13 protein-coding genes are annotated in these 14,354 nt (G+C 38.0%); 3 read left to right on the top strand and 10 right to left on the bottom strand.

Annotated features, from left to right (window positions below):
- Position 1: 1 nt before the first annotated feature.
- The 5 genes from LIV57_RS07795 to LIV57_RS07775 form a co-directional block, all read right to left on the bottom strand.
- Complete coding sequence (locus LIV57_RS07795; protein ID WP_227942170.1) at positions 2 to 358, bottom strand: response regulator transcription factor; 357 nt, start codon at positions 356 to 358, stop codon at positions 2 to 4.
- A gap of 12 nt (positions 359 to 370) precedes the next feature.
- Positions 371 to 4,297 carry a response regulator gene (locus LIV57_RS07790; RefSeq protein ID WP_227942169.1) on the bottom strand — a complete coding sequence of 1,309 codons (3,927 nt, stop codon included), beginning with the start codon at positions 4,295 to 4,297 and terminating at the stop codon, positions 371 to 373.
- Between the two features lie 404 nt (positions 4,298 to 4,701).
- Positions 4,702 to 5,517 carry a ferritin-like domain-containing protein gene (locus tag LIV57_RS07785; RefSeq protein WP_227942168.1) on the bottom strand — a complete coding sequence of 272 codons (816 nt, stop codon included), beginning with the start codon at positions 5,515 to 5,517 and terminating at the stop codon, positions 4,702 to 4,704.
- Positions 5,518 to 5,540: 23 nt separating this feature from the next.
- Positions 5,541 to 6,251 carry a ferritin-like domain-containing protein gene (locus LIV57_RS07780; RefSeq protein ID WP_110011587.1) on the bottom strand — a complete coding sequence of 237 codons (711 nt, stop codon included), beginning with the start codon at positions 6,249 to 6,251 and terminating at the stop codon, positions 5,541 to 5,543.
- 78 nt (positions 6,252 to 6,329) lie between these two features.
- Positions 6,330 to 6,899, bottom strand: a complete 570-nt coding sequence (locus LIV57_RS07775; RefSeq protein WP_110011588.1) for a fasciclin domain-containing protein — start codon at positions 6,897 to 6,899, stop codon at positions 6,330 to 6,332.
- 400 nt (positions 6,900 to 7,299) lie between these two features.
- Between LIV57_RS07775 and LIV57_RS07770 the strand changes: the two genes are divergently transcribed.
- Both LIV57_RS07770 and LIV57_RS07765 read left to right on the top strand, forming a co-directional pair.
- A complete protein-coding gene (locus tag LIV57_RS07770; RefSeq protein WP_227942167.1) occupies positions 7,300 to 7,809 on the top strand; it encodes an RNA polymerase sigma factor in 510 nt (169 codons plus the stop codon).
- Position 7,810: 1 nt separating this feature from the next.
- Positions 7,811 to 8,635, top strand: coding sequence for an anti-sigma factor domain-containing protein (locus tag LIV57_RS07765; RefSeq protein ID WP_227942166.1), 825 nt, complete (start codon positions 7,811 to 7,813; stop codon positions 8,633 to 8,635).
- Between the two features lie 83 nt (positions 8,636 to 8,718).
- Here LIV57_RS07765 and LIV57_RS07760 read toward each other — a convergent pair whose 3' ends face one another.
- The 3 genes from LIV57_RS07760 to LIV57_RS07750 form a co-directional block, all read right to left on the bottom strand.
- On the bottom strand, positions 8,719 to 10,116 hold the full coding sequence (locus LIV57_RS07760) for an alkaline phosphatase (RefSeq protein ID WP_227942165.1): 1,398 nt from the start codon (positions 10,114 to 10,116) through the stop codon (positions 8,719 to 8,721).
- Positions 10,117 to 10,195: 79 nt separating this feature from the next.
- Positions 10,196 to 11,398, bottom strand: coding sequence for a GTP-binding protein (locus LIV57_RS07755; protein WP_227942164.1), 1,203 nt, complete (start codon positions 11,396 to 11,398; stop codon positions 10,196 to 10,198).
- A gap of 3 nt (positions 11,399 to 11,401) precedes the next feature.
- Positions 11,402 to 11,740, bottom strand: coding sequence for a MerC domain-containing protein (locus LIV57_RS07750; RefSeq protein ID WP_110011592.1), 339 nt, complete (start codon positions 11,738 to 11,740; stop codon positions 11,402 to 11,404).
- An 86-nt stretch (positions 11,741 to 11,826) separates the two neighbouring features.
- Between LIV57_RS07750 and LIV57_RS07745 the strand changes: the two genes are divergently transcribed.
- Complete coding sequence (locus LIV57_RS07745; RefSeq protein ID WP_110011593.1) at positions 11,827 to 12,216, top strand: Fur family transcriptional regulator; 390 nt, start codon at positions 11,827 to 11,829, stop codon at positions 12,214 to 12,216.
- Positions 12,217 to 12,278: 62 nt separating this feature from the next.
- Here LIV57_RS07745 and LIV57_RS07740 read toward each other — a convergent pair whose 3' ends face one another.
- Positions 12,279 to 12,764 carry a hypothetical protein gene (locus LIV57_RS07740; protein WP_110011594.1) on the bottom strand — a complete coding sequence of 162 codons (486 nt, stop codon included), beginning with the start codon at positions 12,762 to 12,764 and terminating at the stop codon, positions 12,279 to 12,281.
- A gap of 340 nt (positions 12,765 to 13,104) precedes the next feature.
- A complete protein-coding gene (locus LIV57_RS07735; protein ID WP_227942163.1) occupies positions 13,105 to 14,313 on the bottom strand; it encodes a hypothetical protein in 1,209 nt (402 codons plus the stop codon).
- Between the last annotated feature and the right edge of the window lie 41 nt (positions 14,314 to 14,354).

The following is a 14,354-nucleotide window of genomic DNA, read 5'->3' as shown; positions in this document are numbered from 1 at the left end:
TTTATTTTGAAGAAAATCTTTTTATTCTTAATATCAATTCATTGGGGCTGAATGGTTTTACAATAAAATCGACTGCACCCAAATCGAAGGCATTCAGTACTACTTCCTCCTGCCCCATACTTGAAAGCATGATTACCGGTATCTGCTTGCCCATGGTTTTAATGGCAGAAAGTATTTCAATTCCGGAGGCAAAAGGCATCATAATATCAGTGATGGCGAGATCTACCTCTCTGGTTTTAAGGGTTTCAATAGCGTCTTTCCCGTTGCGGGTCAGGATTACTTCGTGCCCTTCTTTTAATAATTTATGTTCAATCGTTTTTAGAATCAGTTCGTCGTCTTCGGCGATTAGAATCAGCATAATTTTGGTTTTTTATTGTATTAAATTTTTAATTAATCGTAATCCTTTTGTTATTTCCCGGATCATTTCTTTTTCCATGGAGATAAAATCCATGTCGGGTTCCGCTTTACTCTCCCAGCTGGCCGCATTTTTTGTAAGCGTTACCAATCCCGCTGTTCCTGCTGTTCCTTTGAGCTTATGAAGGATCAATTTCAGATTGGTACTGTCTTTTTCAGCTGCGCTTTTTTTAATATCTTCTTCAGCCTGAGTAAGCTGTTGCATGACAAGATCCAGGAATATTTTTCTAAAATCTTCATCATCATCACCTATCTGTTCGTTCAGAAGATTTATATCGAGATCATTTTCTGTATTTGTAGTATTCTCGTCCGGAACATTATTCTCCTGTGGAACATTATTTTCACCAGGAATGTATTTTTTCAGTATTTCCAGCAGATCATTTTGTCTTAAAGGTTTAGGAAGGAAGTCATTCATCCCGGAATCCAGACACTTTTCCTTCTCTCCCAACACATTACCGGCAGTGACACCAATAATCGGGATATCGGAATATTCCGGAAGTAAACGGATTTGTTTTGTAGCTTCAATACCATCCATTACCGGCATCTGAACATCCATTAAAATGATATTGAATTTTTTTCCCTGACAGAGCTGCCATGCCTGAAGCCCATCTGTAGCTTCTGTAAGCTCCGCATCAGGAATCAATGAACCTATCATTTTATGGTTGAGAACCATGTTAACCGGGTTATCATCCACGAGTAAAACCTGTGGCGACTGCATCAGAAAGGATGCCTCTGTTTCCTTCTTTGAAATGCTGGTGACCTCTTTTTCCGTAGTTTTCACGGCCCGGCTTAATGTTTTGTAAAGTTCTTCTGATTTAATAGGTTTTAACAGGAAGTATGAATCGCTTTCCTGACGGAAATAATTAATCACATCATGTTCTTCAGATGAGGTATGAAGGATAATCAATGGAGACGATTCTTTCTGTTGATCAAACAGGTCTTTGATTTTTTCTATGGTTTCCAGCCCTGAAATAATTGGCATATGGTAATCCATCAGGATGACATCAAAGCGTTCTCCCGCAAGTAATATCTGAAGCGCCTCCATTCCATTGGCAGCCAGCTTTGAATCTATATTTTTATAAGCCAGCATGTGCTGAATAATAATCCTGTTGGCTTCATTGTCATCTACGATAAGAACCTTATTGATTGGCAGCTCTTCATCTTCGTGACGGTCAGACATTTCATAAGGAACCTCTATATCAAAATAGAAGACAGAACCTTTATGAAGTTCGCTTACCAATGACAAGCTGCTTCCCATATATTTCAGAATATTATTGGAGATGGTCAATCCGAGACCTGTTCCTCCATAGCGTTTGCTGATCGAGCTGTTTTCCTGGGTAAAGGCATCGAAAATATGCTGTTGTTTTTCCTTAGGAATACCAATTCCGGTGTCTCTTACGGAAAATCTCAGGGTGATATTTTTGCTGTCCAGATTCAGTTTTTCTACTTTAAGTTCTATTTCTCCCTGTTCTGTAAATTTTACGGCATTTCCAAGAAGATTGATCAAAATCTGTTTCAGCCTCGATTCATCCAGCCAGATCGTTTCAGGAAGTCCCGGTTCTATATTCAGCAGCAATTCTATATTTTTTTTCTGCGACTGATATAGGATAACATTGATTACCTGACTTACCATGTCGTAAATATTGGCTTTTTCCACAATAAGATCCATTTTTCCGGATTCTACCTTAGAAAAATCAAGGATGTCATTGATGATATTCAACAGATTTTCTCCTGATTCATTAATATAATGGAGATATTGAGTCTGTATCTCATTCAATGGAGTTTTTAAAAGAAGGTCGGAAAAACCGATTACCCCGTTCAGCGGAGTCCTGATTTCATGGCTCATGTTGGCCAGGAATTCAGTTTTTGCTTTGCTGGCAATATCTGCCATTTTCTTGGCGTTTTTCAGTTCTCTGTTGATTCTTACTGAAGCTGTAATATTCTGGGCAGAAACAATAATTCCTCCTATAACATGATTGGAAAGATACCATGGTGTCACCTCTACGCTGTAATGCTGAATGATTTCTTTACCAGGAATTTCTATGGCCATGTCTTCATTTTTATAGGCTTTCCCTGCCAGGGCATCCTGATATATTTTCAACCTTTCATCCGGTACATTGGGCGATATCTTGAACATATTTTCACCAATAAGCCTGATGTCATTCATCTGAAACTCATCTTTCCAGCTTCTGCTTACAGAAACATAATTGAGATCCTTGTCAAACATAGCTACTGTAGCAGGTACGTATTTTACAAAAGACTGCAGCATAGCCTCTTTCCTGGCCAGCTCCAGGTAGATATTTTTGAAGGTATCAATATTCTGAATGATTCCGTAGACTCTGGTGCATACTCCATCCTCAAATTCCGGGATCCCTTTTACCCTTACCCAGATCATCACGCCGTCATTCTGTATAAGCTGTAATTCTTCATCGTAGGGAACGCCTTCTTTTACAGCCTTTTCGAATAAAAATTCCAGCTTTTCCCTGCTTTTTTCACTGTAAAAGCCCAGTGCATTTTCAAAATCGGGCTGGAAATCTCTATCGATTTTATGGATTTCTCTGGTAGACTGAGACCAAAAAACGGTATTGTTTTTCAGGTTGACTTCCCATCCGCCCACCTGCGCCACAGCACTTGTCTGTTCCAGCATCTTTTTGGTTTGAACAAGGTCTTTTTCCAAACTTACTCTTTCAGTAACATTCAGGGCAGTACTTACCACATAAGGATTTCCTTCTTTGTTGATTTCCACAAGATTGTGATACATCCAGATCATTTCTTCACCTCCTTTTGTTTTCAGGATCATGGTTCCGAAATCTTCCTCGTTTTTATTGATTCTTTCGAGATATTGCTCGAGAAGGTGCCAGTTTTTTTGGGGAACAAGGTCTCTTAAATTCAATCTTTCTACTTCTTCAGAAGAATATTGCAGGGTTTCTCTTCCTTTTTCATTGACAGCAATGATATTACCTTCCATATCATGCATACTCATCAATCCTATGGCGTTTTCGAAGAAGCTTCTGAAGCGGCGTTCAGAGCTTTCCAGTTTAACCTTTTCTTCGATGCGCTGGGTGATATTGATTCCGAAACAAAAAATCTCCGAGTGATTTTGATTGAGCTTTAAATACCATTCAATAATGATGGTTTGAGTATCATCTATCTTTGTTGAAGTCGTAAATGTAACTTCTTCATTGGTATCGGGAAGATTTTTGGAAAGCATTTGCAGCTGAGAATTGTGATTCCCTATCAGATCCATGAAATTCTGATTAATAACCTCTGCTTTATCTAATTGAAACACCCTCTCAAAAGTCGGATTCACATCCTTCAGCACAAAATCCTTATCCAGAACACAGATCAGATTATTGGAAATGGTAAAAGTCTGCTGAAAATACTCAGCCTGGAGATTTTTCCTTTTTCCCATGAGAACTTTTGTGACTGCCTCTCCTATTTTTTTCAGAGTTGAAATCTGATCATCTGTAATTGTTTTAGGTTTGTAGTCGATAACACAGAGTGTTCCTAATACAAATCCCTCATCATCAATCAGGGGAACTCCCGCATAAAACCGGATTCCACCTGCCAGAATAATTGCATTATCAGAAGATCTTTCGTCTAATAAAGTATCGTTGATAATAACAATATCACCACTGGCGATAGAGTATTGACATACAGTATTCTTCCTGTCTACAAAATCAAGAGCAAGCCCCACACAGCTTTGGATAGTCTGGGTTTCGCTTTCCATCATGGCAATAAGCCCTGCCGGGCAGTCTGTCACCAGACACGCTGTTTCTGCGAAAATATCTAACTGGGGGTCTTTTTCAAGGTTTAAAAGACCAAAATACTCCAGTTTCTTCATTCGGCTTTCTTCATTCGCAGGAATTGGATACTTCTTCATATATTATATCAACAATTAGAGACTTTTCTTTTTTGATTATTAAAAAATGATAATCAAGGCCTTAAAGTTTATATTTTAAATATTTTTAAGCGCTTTAAATTATTATTTTAATAAGTAAACCAAATTACGAAATAATTTTGTATTCTATTACAGTAAATTTGTTAATAAAGCTATATGTGTATTTATTTTAAATTAGCTTACGTGAATTATGTATTTATATTGAAATAACGAGCATTATGAAAATAAAAGCACCATACGTGAATATGGTACTTAACAGGTGAATCGGGATGAATATAAGATATTGATTGTGTGTTTTCTTAAGGCCTGAGGATTGATTGATAAAAAAGTCCATTCCCTGAAAAATACGGAAATGGACTCACCACTTATCATCATCCAAATCACAACTATACTATGAACAGGGAAGCAATGGCTTGTGCATCGCTGCCGCTTAAAATTTCGTCGTAGGCTGCAGAACCTGCTGCGGCACCAAATAAAGTTCCGGTATTATAACCTGCCTGGTTGGTATTTTCTTCTCCTGCATAAACAGGATTGGTGGCGGAAGGCATACTTCCTCCGTTGGCAAGCTCAATCCATCCTTTGTTCGCCCTCATTCTTCTTACCTGTGAGGCATGTCTGGCTTCTACAGAATGAATCTGTAACGCTGCCTGCAGAACTACTTTATTGGACATCACATTTCCTGCCTGCCCTTTGTAAGCTCTCACTCCGGTATCTTCAAAAGCCTGCGCAAGGATAAGAAACTGGTTATAATCTGTAAAAGGCATAAAGTTTCCGCCGGCTGTAAAATCAAAAATAGGTTTATTTCCGGGAGTTGTTCCTAAAGAAGTCAGTGTACTTTTCAGAAAACTTACATGAGCCGATTCATGCTTTGAAATCTGCATAAAAACGGTTCGGTCTCCATTGGGAATCAGTCCCGGAGTTGACAATCCTATGCTGTAATATTCATTTTCAAGATATTCCAGTACCAGCGCCAGTTGTAAAGCATCTGTAAGTGTACTTTTTAAAGCAGTACCTGTTAATGCTGTTCTGGTAGTTTCTGCTTTGGCTGGGATGGCCATCATAGCACCCAAACCAAGCGGTACAGCTGCTGTTGCTGCTTTTTTTCCAAATAATGAAATATCAGTAATCGTTTCTAATCTTGATGCTTCCCTCGTGAAAAATTTATCATCAGAAAGTTTATCCAGTAATCTAAGAATATTCATAATGTGAGTTTTTAGGGTGATGTTTAGTTGATTCCTCTTTCTTTCCAGGTAAATGGTGTTTTGATAAATGCTCCGGCAGCCATTACGATATCTTTGGGCTCTTTGGCAAGATCAAGTCCGTTGGCATCAATCACATCATCTCCTGAAAAATCTGCAGATCCGGGATTGATTAAATTTCTGATGGCAGAAGCATGTCTGGCTTCCACAGAAACTATCTTACCGGCAATCACGAGATAAGCCGGATTGGAAATGTATTTTCCTGCTCCATTGTAAGCTGCAACACCGGTGTCTTCCAATGCCTTTGCTGTAGCCAGTACTGAATTTCTATCATTAAAATTTACATTCGGATACTGGAATTCAAGCTTAGGAAGCACATGATCTGTAGCACCACTAATAGCAACTTTGAAAAAGTCCCTGTGAATCACCTCATGATGATAGAGGTCTGTAAAAATCTCTTTTTCAATACTGGAAATTCCTGTATAAAAATTGTTGACCACTTTCGTATAAAAATCTGCTTCAAGCTGTTCCAAAGCATAGGCATAATTTAATACTCCTACATCTCCGGTTCCAAGATCATACTTTGATTCTTCTATAATCTGGAAGTCATCATCATCATTACATCCGATGATGGTAAGGCCTGCAATAGCCAATCCTACTCCACTTAGTTTTAAAAAGCTTCTTCTGCTGGTATCAAGGGTTGCACCCTGATTAGAAACCTGAATTGTTTTTTTCATAGTATTTATTTTTAGTGTTGGATAAATAAGAGATAAAAACAGCACATTGGAATATGCTGTTTGAAATCTTAGAATTTGTTATGGCATCAATACTGTATCGATTACATGAATCACTCCATTAGACTGGTTCACATCAGCAATCGTTACTTTGGCGCTGTTTCCTTTTGCGTCTTTTATGTAAAGATTTTTACCTTTTGTCCAGAATGTAAGATCTTCACCCTGTACAGTTTTCATCATGCTTTTTCCGTTTCCTGCTTTTACAGCGGCCCATATTTCTTTAGCGCTATATCTTCCCGGAAGAACATGATAGGTTAAAATAGAAGTAAGCATCGCTTTATTTTCAGGCTTTACAAGATTTTCTACTGTACCTTTCGGAAGTTTGGCAAAGGCTGCATCTGTAGGTGCCAATACTGTAAAAGGTCCCGCGCCCTGTAATGTTTCTACCAGGCCGGCAGCTTTTACCGCAGCGACAAGGGTTTTGTGATCCTTTGAGTTGACTGCATTTTCAATAATGTTCTTAGAAGGATACATAGGAGCTCCCCCTACCATTACTGTTTTTTCTTTCATCGTTTGTGCAGTTACCTTCCCACTGAATGCAAATGATAGAGCTACCATTGCTAGAACTGTGATTTTTGATTGTGTGTTCATTGTAGTTATTTTTTTGTTAATTATATTTAATTCGTGCTTTTAATGTCATTTACGAGGTTGGTTTTATTTTAGATTGAAAAAAAAAGTAAATTTATTTTAATGTATTGATTTTCAGTTTGTTAATTTTATACCCGTAGTAATTTTATAATACTTTCGAATTTTAAAAACTGTTTTTTAAACCAATTCTGAGGTACAATAATGATATTCTCAATAGGATTATTCTATAGCTTTATAGGTAGAATTTCTGATATTGAATATTTTTCAATGATTTATATAAAATTGTTTACGAAATAAAAGATGTGTTAGATTTTATTGTCTATGTATTTTATTTTATTACATTTGGAAAGAAAAAATAAAAGCTATTAAAACAACCTATTCTGAAGAGGAGCTTATCGTTTTATTGAAAGAGAAAAACGAAACTGGTTTTCATTATCTGTATGACCACTATTCCGGTGCGTTGTACGGGATTATTCTTCGGATCGTTCAGTCTAAGGAATATACCGAAGAAGTTATTCAGGATGTTTTTGTTAAAATATGGAATTCTATCCATCAGTATGATGCTTCCAAAGGGAGGTTTTATACCTGGATCATCAATATTGCCAGGAATACAGCCATTGATTATTTAAAATCAAAAGCTTTCCAGAATGAGCTTAAAAACCAACCACTTCCGGATTTCGTATATAATACTGCAGAGCTTTCAACGACTAACCATTCTTCCGATTATATCGGATTTAATAACGTGCTGGAAGGTCTGGAAACAGACAAAAAGGAGCTCATCGACCTTGCTTATTACCAGGGATATACCCAACATGAAATATCAGAAAAACTGAAGATACCGTTGGGAACGGTAAAAACGAAAATGCGGAATGCGCTGATGAAATTAAAGGATTTGCTAAAAGATTATCAATAAATTGAACACTAAAGAATACATATCATCCGGAATTATAGAATCTTATATTCTTGGCCATGCTTCTCCCGAGGAAGCAGGGATTTTGGAGTGTGTGATGAAGAATAATGCTGAAGTAAAAGAAGCTTTTGAAGAAGCACAGAAGACTTTGGAACATCTTGCTACAGCTCAGGCTGTAACACCTCCAAGTGATTTGAAATCGAAGATCTGGAACAAAATTCAGCAGGAACAGGTTGTTGAAGAAATAACTCCTGTCCTTCCGGCAGTTCTTCCTGAAGTAAAAAGAGAAACAGAAAATACTACAGAAAGAAATGATTTCAGAAAAAATACACCCTGGAAAACATATGCCATAGCAGCTTCTGTATTGTTCCTCGTAAGTGTTGCCGGAAATGTATTCTGGATGAACAGCCAGTCTGCCAGTCAAAAAGAAATGGCTTTAATGATAGCTGATAAAAAGCAGAAGGATCAGGCTATGGAAAAAATGAACCGAAAGATGGATATGATTTCCAATCCCGATATGCAGATGGTTATGCTGAAGGGCGTAGAGAAGCACACAGACGCCAAAGCAATGGTTTTCTGGGATAAAAAAACAAAAGAAGTCTATCTGAATGCGGAAAAACTTCCTAAAGCTCCCGAAGGAATGCAGTATCAGCTCTGGGCTATAGAAGATGGAAAACCGGTAAATGCAGGAATGTACACTGAAGATAAAGACAGCAAAATTGCTTTGGCCAATATTCCCAAAGCGCAGGCTTTTGCCATTACACTTGAAAAAGCAGGTGGAAGTAATGTTCCTACTATGGAAAATATGTTTGTAATGGGGGAAATCTAAACCCCTGTTGATACAAAACAAGGCGGACACAATCAATCCGCCTCGTATCTCCCAAATAATTAAATATGAAAAAATATGAATGTCTAAACCAGACAGGCCTTCAGCATCAGATTGTGAAGGTCTGTATTTTTAATAAACGGCTGTAAAAGTTCATTTCCTGGGCCGTAAGCAGCGACTTCCACATAATCTCCGGAATGATCCATACTGATCCATCCTACGGAATTTCTGCTTTTCTGAATTTCTGAATACAGTTTAAAAGGCAGTTTCTTGTAATTATAAAGTCCCGCTTCCTCTTTTTCAAGACCGTTGTAGAAACTTTGCATATGCCTAGCTTCATCGTCATTCAGAGTAATCTTGTTGCTCTCATAAATCCAGTCTTTAATGTCTTTTACCGAATCATCCTTGTTAATCTTGTTCAGAATGTATTCATTGGTGTATTTATATTCTGAAATGCTGTTAAAATGCGTAGTAGCCTCTGCTCCGTAAATAGTTCCCGGATTAGCATTTCCATGGTCTGTAGTGATGATGACTAAAGTATTTCCGTCTTTTTCGGCAAAATCCATGACTGTTTTTACCGCCTCATCAAATGCCAGCTGATCATGGATGAGTGCCGCTACATCATTGGCATGGGCAGACCAGTCCACTTTTCCGGCCTCGATCTGAAGGACAAAACCTTCGGGATGATCTTTCATCTGACGGATAGCAGTATTGGCCATTTCAGCAAGAGTGGGTGTATTTTTATATTCCGGAAGATGAGCTCTGTCGATGCTGTAAGGCAATGCTCCTGTATTGAAAATGCCTAGCAGCTTCTCCCCTTCTTTGATTTCTTTCAGGTCATTTTGTGTTTTCAGAATTCTGTATCCTTTTTTACTGTAAACAGAATAGAGGTCTTTTTTGTCTTCTCTTTTGGAGGGATTAAAAAATTCGTCTCCACCACCTAGCAGCACATCGAGTTCAAGCTCGGCGTACATTTCAGCAATTTGAGGTTCAGCATTTCTTTTCGAAGAATTTACACAGAATCCGGCAGGAGTAGCATGAGTAATGGTTACCGTAGTCACGCAGCCTGCTTTTTTTCCTGCTTTTTTATATTGCTGCCATATCGGAAGATGTTTCTCTCCATTAGCTCCGATGTTTAAAACTCCGTTTTTCACTCTGATTCCTCCTCCAAAGGCCGAACTTGCGGCAGCAGAATCTGTGACAACAGAACTTGCTGAAGCGGTGTCCATCAAAGCACGGGTCACCTTTTTATCATGATACAGATTAAGCCAGTTACTTCCTTTTCCTAAAATATTCCGTGAATACAGATCTGCCATCGAAAGCGTTCCAAGGCTCATCCCGTCACTGATCATAAAAATAATATTCTTAGCTTTTCCTTTCCTGTGCAGTTCGGTATTCTTCCCGAAGCTCCAGAGATCAGATGGTGATAAGGTTAATAATCCTGAAAGTATTGCAGATCCTTTTAGAAATTTTCTTCTGTCCATATTGTTTTTGAAATAATGCCGAAAGTTATTATATTTAAATTCTTTATCGTAACTTTGTTGCATTAATTAAAAGTTAATTTTAAATATTCTTTGGGAACGGATCCTCGAAACTTAGTTTCTTATCGAATTGTTCCTTTTCTTTTTCATTAATAAGACATTGCTGAAGATCTGCCAGCATCTGATCTTTGTCCAGATTCTGCCCGATAAACACCAGTTCATTGATCCTGTCGCCCCAGCTTTTATCCCATCTGCTTTCTATAAACTTCTGATTATCTGAAAATGAAGAATACTGAACCCTGTGACTCATCGGCATGCTGCACCACCAGACTCCTGCTTTTTCGAGTCTGAATGAACCTCCTGCCTGAGAGAAATTCAATGCATCATCAGGTCTTGAAGCCAGCCAGAACAGGCCTTTTGCTCTGATGGTTCCTTCCGGATAATGATGGTTCAGATATTCCCAGAGTCTTATGGGATGGAAGGGTTTTTTATCTCTGAAAACCAGTGAACTTATTCCATATTCTTCAGTTTCCGGTGTGTGATGATCAGCCTGTAACTCTTTTTGCCAGCCAGCGGATGACTGTGCTTTTTCAAAATCAAAAAGCTGTGTATTCAAAATCTTTTGAGGATCAATTTTTCCAAACTCTGATTGTAAAAGGTTCGCCTCCGGATTTAACTTCCTGATTGCTGCTTTTAAAAAGCCAAGTGTCTCAGTATTGATAAGATCTGTTTTGTTTAAAATAATCACGTTGGCAAATTCAATCTGATCGGTCAGAAGATTAACAATCGTTCTGTAGTCGCCTTCCATATCAGTAAGATCACGGTCCATCAGTAGTTCATTAGATCCAAAATCTTTCATGAAATTGAAACAATCGACCACCGTTACCATTGTATCTACATAACTGAAACGGGAAAGATCTATTCCGCTCTCTTCATCAATATAAGTAAAGGTTTGAGCTACAGGAATCGGTTCACTGATTCCCGTACTTTCAATAAGGAGATAATCAAAACGGTTTTCACTGGCAAGACGTTCTACTTCTACCATAAGATCTTCACGAAGTGTACAGCAGATGCATCCGTTACTCATTTCAACAAGCTTTTCTTCTGTTCTTGAAAGCGTGTTTTGATTTTCAACCAGGCGTGCGTCGATATTAATTTCACTCATATCGTTCACTATCACAGCTACTTTTAAGCCTTGTTTGTTATGAAGAATATGATTCAGTAGTGTCGTTTTACCCGCTCCCAGAAAGCCGCTGAGTACCGTTACAGGAAGTTTCTTAGTCATGTTTTAATGTTTATGATTTTTAAAATTGATGATATGGCCTGTAATCAAACCGACAGCTCCGATATAGATCAGAGGAAGATGAACTTCAAACAGAAAATCTGTCAATATAGAAATGAAAATAAGGCTTAATGATATCCAGAACAGAAACTTCAGCCACCGGTTTTCCATTTTCTTTGTTATTCTGAATACCACAACGGCTCCTATGAAAAGGAAAACCAGATCAATATAAGGATTATGGGAGATTCCCAATGGAACAATTAATAGCAGTGGAAAGACAATACAATGAATCAGGCATAAAACAGCAGCGGAGATTCCTACAGCATCAAGAATTTTTGATTTCATAATAGTATGGATTAATTTTCTTATCGTAACTTTGTTGCAAAAGTAGAAATAAAAATTTAAATAACGCAACTTTGTTGCATTAAAATATGAAACAGGTCAGAAATACTCACGCCAAAACGGAAATTTTAAACCTTATTAATAGTTCGGATGTTGCCCTTACCCATTCTGATATTCAGAAGAAACTGGGAGATCTGTGCAACAGAGTAACCATCTACAGGGTTCTGGAAAGGCTTGAAAACGAAGGTGCGATACACAAGATCGTCAATATTGATGGTGTAGTGAATTTTGCAAAGTGCAGTGGAAAATGTACCCATGAACAGCATTTTCATAATCATGTTCATTTCAACTGTAAGGAATGTCATTCCGTTACGTGTATTGAAAACGCTATTCCGGAAATCAGTCTGCCGGAACATTTTATTGCACAGGAATATAATTTTATTATCAGCGGTATATGCCCGAAATGTGCTGATGCCTGAAAAAGAAAAAGGCAGAAAAGCGAATATGCTGATCTGCCCTTTTTATGGAAATAGAAATTCTTTTATAGAGAAGAAATATAGACTTCTATTTTGGTACCATCATAATTGAAGGTTCCGTCAGAATTCTTTTTACCCAATACCCATTTCATGTCTACAGGCACATTCCATGCTGATCCTAATGAAAAACCGTTAACAGAACGGATTTCATTACCATTTCCTGTAGTAATAGCCGAATGAAAGAATGTTTTATCGATAAGCCTGTAAAAACCAATGGCTTTTCCTGCCGGAATAGGGGTATATCCATCCCACTTTTCTCCCGCCGGATAATTGAATAAGGTTAACCATTTTTGTCCTGCCGATTCTGCAAGCTGAGCAGGACTTATGCTGGCACCACGCATATATAATGCATAAGCAACCACATCATGACATACTCCACTGTTGTATTTCGAAATGTTCTCTTTCCCAGAGAGAATAGCGTGAGCAACGGGTGCTCTTTCAGATAGGGATAGCTGAGCCTTCCTGGCTCCTTCCGGTGTTATAAATGACATATTGTAATATTTTGTTTGGTGACGTAAAGATACAGCTTTAAAATTTAATCACTTATGTTAGAAAATATTTTAAGTTTCGGCTAAAGCCAATGGAAGAATACTTTATAAAATAAGCGGGCTAAAGCCCGCTTCTATTGATATATAAATCTGGTGTTTTAGCAGAGACAAATGTAAATATTCAATAGGAACGGGCTTTAGCCCGTTTAACAATTAGATATAGATACGTTGGCTTCAGCCAAAACTTAATATTGGGTAAGTTCAGGCTGGAAGCCATTGAAAGATAAATAATAAAATGTGGGGGTTAAAACCCGCCTCTATTGATAATATAATTTAAAAACTTCTAACAATAATACATGCATTCATAGCTGAAAAGCTTCCCCTCTTTAAAAGTAAAAATAAAGAGTCCGGCATCTCCATTCTGAATGTGATATTCGTGTGGAGAGGAAATCCAGCGTGTTGAAAGCAATTCGCCAAAATGGTTGACAAAATCCTTTTCGTTATAATTAGAATCCATACGTTCATTTCCCAGAATCACAGCTTCGCCATTGTTGAAGGACATTTTGTAAATGCTTCCGGAAACTTTTCCTTTATATTCTTCAAAAGCAACCATCATATCAGAGGTTCTGTAAAAATATTGAGGATCCCAGCCGCATTCAGGGGTATTGGGAATGTCTTTTACCTTCTGCATCTCCAGCTGTTTCATCTGTGCATCAGTGATTTTTCCGTCAAAAAGCTTGGTTTCTTTCCATACAAAATGCATATTTAAGGCTTTCAGCTTTTTTTCATAAGCTTCCGTTTCTGGTTTTTTTGCCAGTTGATCTGCCAGAAGAAGTTCAAAATCAATATCTACTTTTGGATTTTCTACACTGGTATTGGATTCTTTCCAGTACTGTAATGCTTGTTTAAGGTTTTTATCTTCCTGCCATGCAATTTCACGTAATCTTCCCACCTGAGCCAGTTCTTTTTCCTTGTTTTTACCTTTAACTGCGAGATAATCTTTAAGAATTCTGTCGTAAGTAAGTCCGGTTCCCAGATATTTCATTTGAATATATTCCGGATTCTCATGAAAATGATCCCCGATATAAATCCAGCCGTCCTCATATAAAGGAACATAATCTATACAGACAAGTTCGTTTAAAGCAGCCCTGCGTATGGCTGTACTTTCTGTGGTAGGCGCTTTTCGTACACGCAGCTCAGATACCTGCACATAAAAATGCGGACATTGATGTCCTTCTGTTCCTCTATAAAAATACTGAGCGGGTTCGCCGGCAGACTTTTTCCCACGCATGCTTTTTTGTAACGGCTGACGGTCTATAAAACCAATATCACCGTTGCTTACCTGTACTTTGTATTGCGTTTGGGTAGAATCCAGAACATAAACAGGAGCTTCGGTAGAAAATATTCCTAAAAGATCTTTATTTTTTCCACTTTCACGAAAGAGATGTCCCCATTCTGACGTATAAACAGGGCGTTGGCCAGGGCTTTGTGCCATGGTATTATAAAAGCAGCACTGAAAAATGCCGGCTGCCAATAGTATCTTATTCAACATATTGTAATGTATATCCACAAAAACGATCCTGTTTTTTGCAG

Origin of the sequence: Chryseobacterium sp. X308, from assembly GCF_020733145.1 — a bacterium.
Taxonomy (GTDB): Bacteria; Bacteroidota; Bacteroidia; order Flavobacteriales; family Weeksellaceae; genus Chryseobacterium; species Chryseobacterium cupriresistens.
The sequence above is the reverse complement of the archived record's forward strand: the minus strand, read 5'-3'. Positions and strand labels throughout refer to the sequence as shown.

Excerpts from the sequence above, each read along its gene's own strand:
- LIV57_RS07785 (WP_227942168.1), bottom strand. The coding sequence starts at position 5,517 with ATGAATATTCTTAGATTACTGGATAAACTTTCTGATGATAAATTTTTC.
- LIV57_RS07790 (WP_227942169.1), bottom strand. The coding sequence starts at position 4,297 with ATGAAGAAGTATCCAATTCCTGCGAATGAAGAAAGCCGAATGAAGAAA.
- LIV57_RS07755 (WP_227942164.1), bottom strand. The coding sequence starts at position 11,398 with ATGACTAAGAAACTTCCTGTAACGGTACTCAGCGGCTTTCTGGGAGCG.
- LIV57_RS07740 (WP_110011594.1), bottom strand. The coding sequence starts at position 12,764 with ATGTCATTTATAACACCGGAAGGAGCCAGGAAGGCTCAGCTATCCCTA.
- LIV57_RS07775 (WP_110011588.1), bottom strand. The coding sequence starts at position 6,899 with ATGAACACACAATCAAAAATCACAGTTCTAGCAATGGTAGCTCTATCA.
- LIV57_RS07745 (WP_110011593.1), top strand. The coding sequence starts at position 11,827 with ATGAAACAGGTCAGAAATACTCACGCCAAAACGGAAATTTTAAACCTT.
- LIV57_RS07750 (WP_110011592.1), bottom strand. The coding sequence starts at position 11,740 with ATGAAATCAAAAATTCTTGATGCTGTAGGAATCTCCGCTGCTGTTTTA.
- LIV57_RS07760 (WP_227942165.1), bottom strand. The coding sequence starts at position 10,116 with ATGGACAGAAGAAAATTTCTAAAAGGATCTGCAATACTTTCAGGATTA.
- LIV57_RS07795 (WP_227942170.1), bottom strand. The coding sequence starts at position 358 with ATGCTGATTCTAATCGCCGAAGACGACGAACTGATTCTAAAAACGATT.
- LIV57_RS07780 (WP_110011587.1), bottom strand. The coding sequence starts at position 6,251 with ATGAAAAAAACAATTCAGGTTTCTAATCAGGGTGCAACCCTTGATACC.
- LIV57_RS07735 (WP_227942163.1), bottom strand. The coding sequence starts at position 14,313 with ATGTTGAATAAGATACTATTGGCAGCCGGCATTTTTCAGTGCTGCTTT.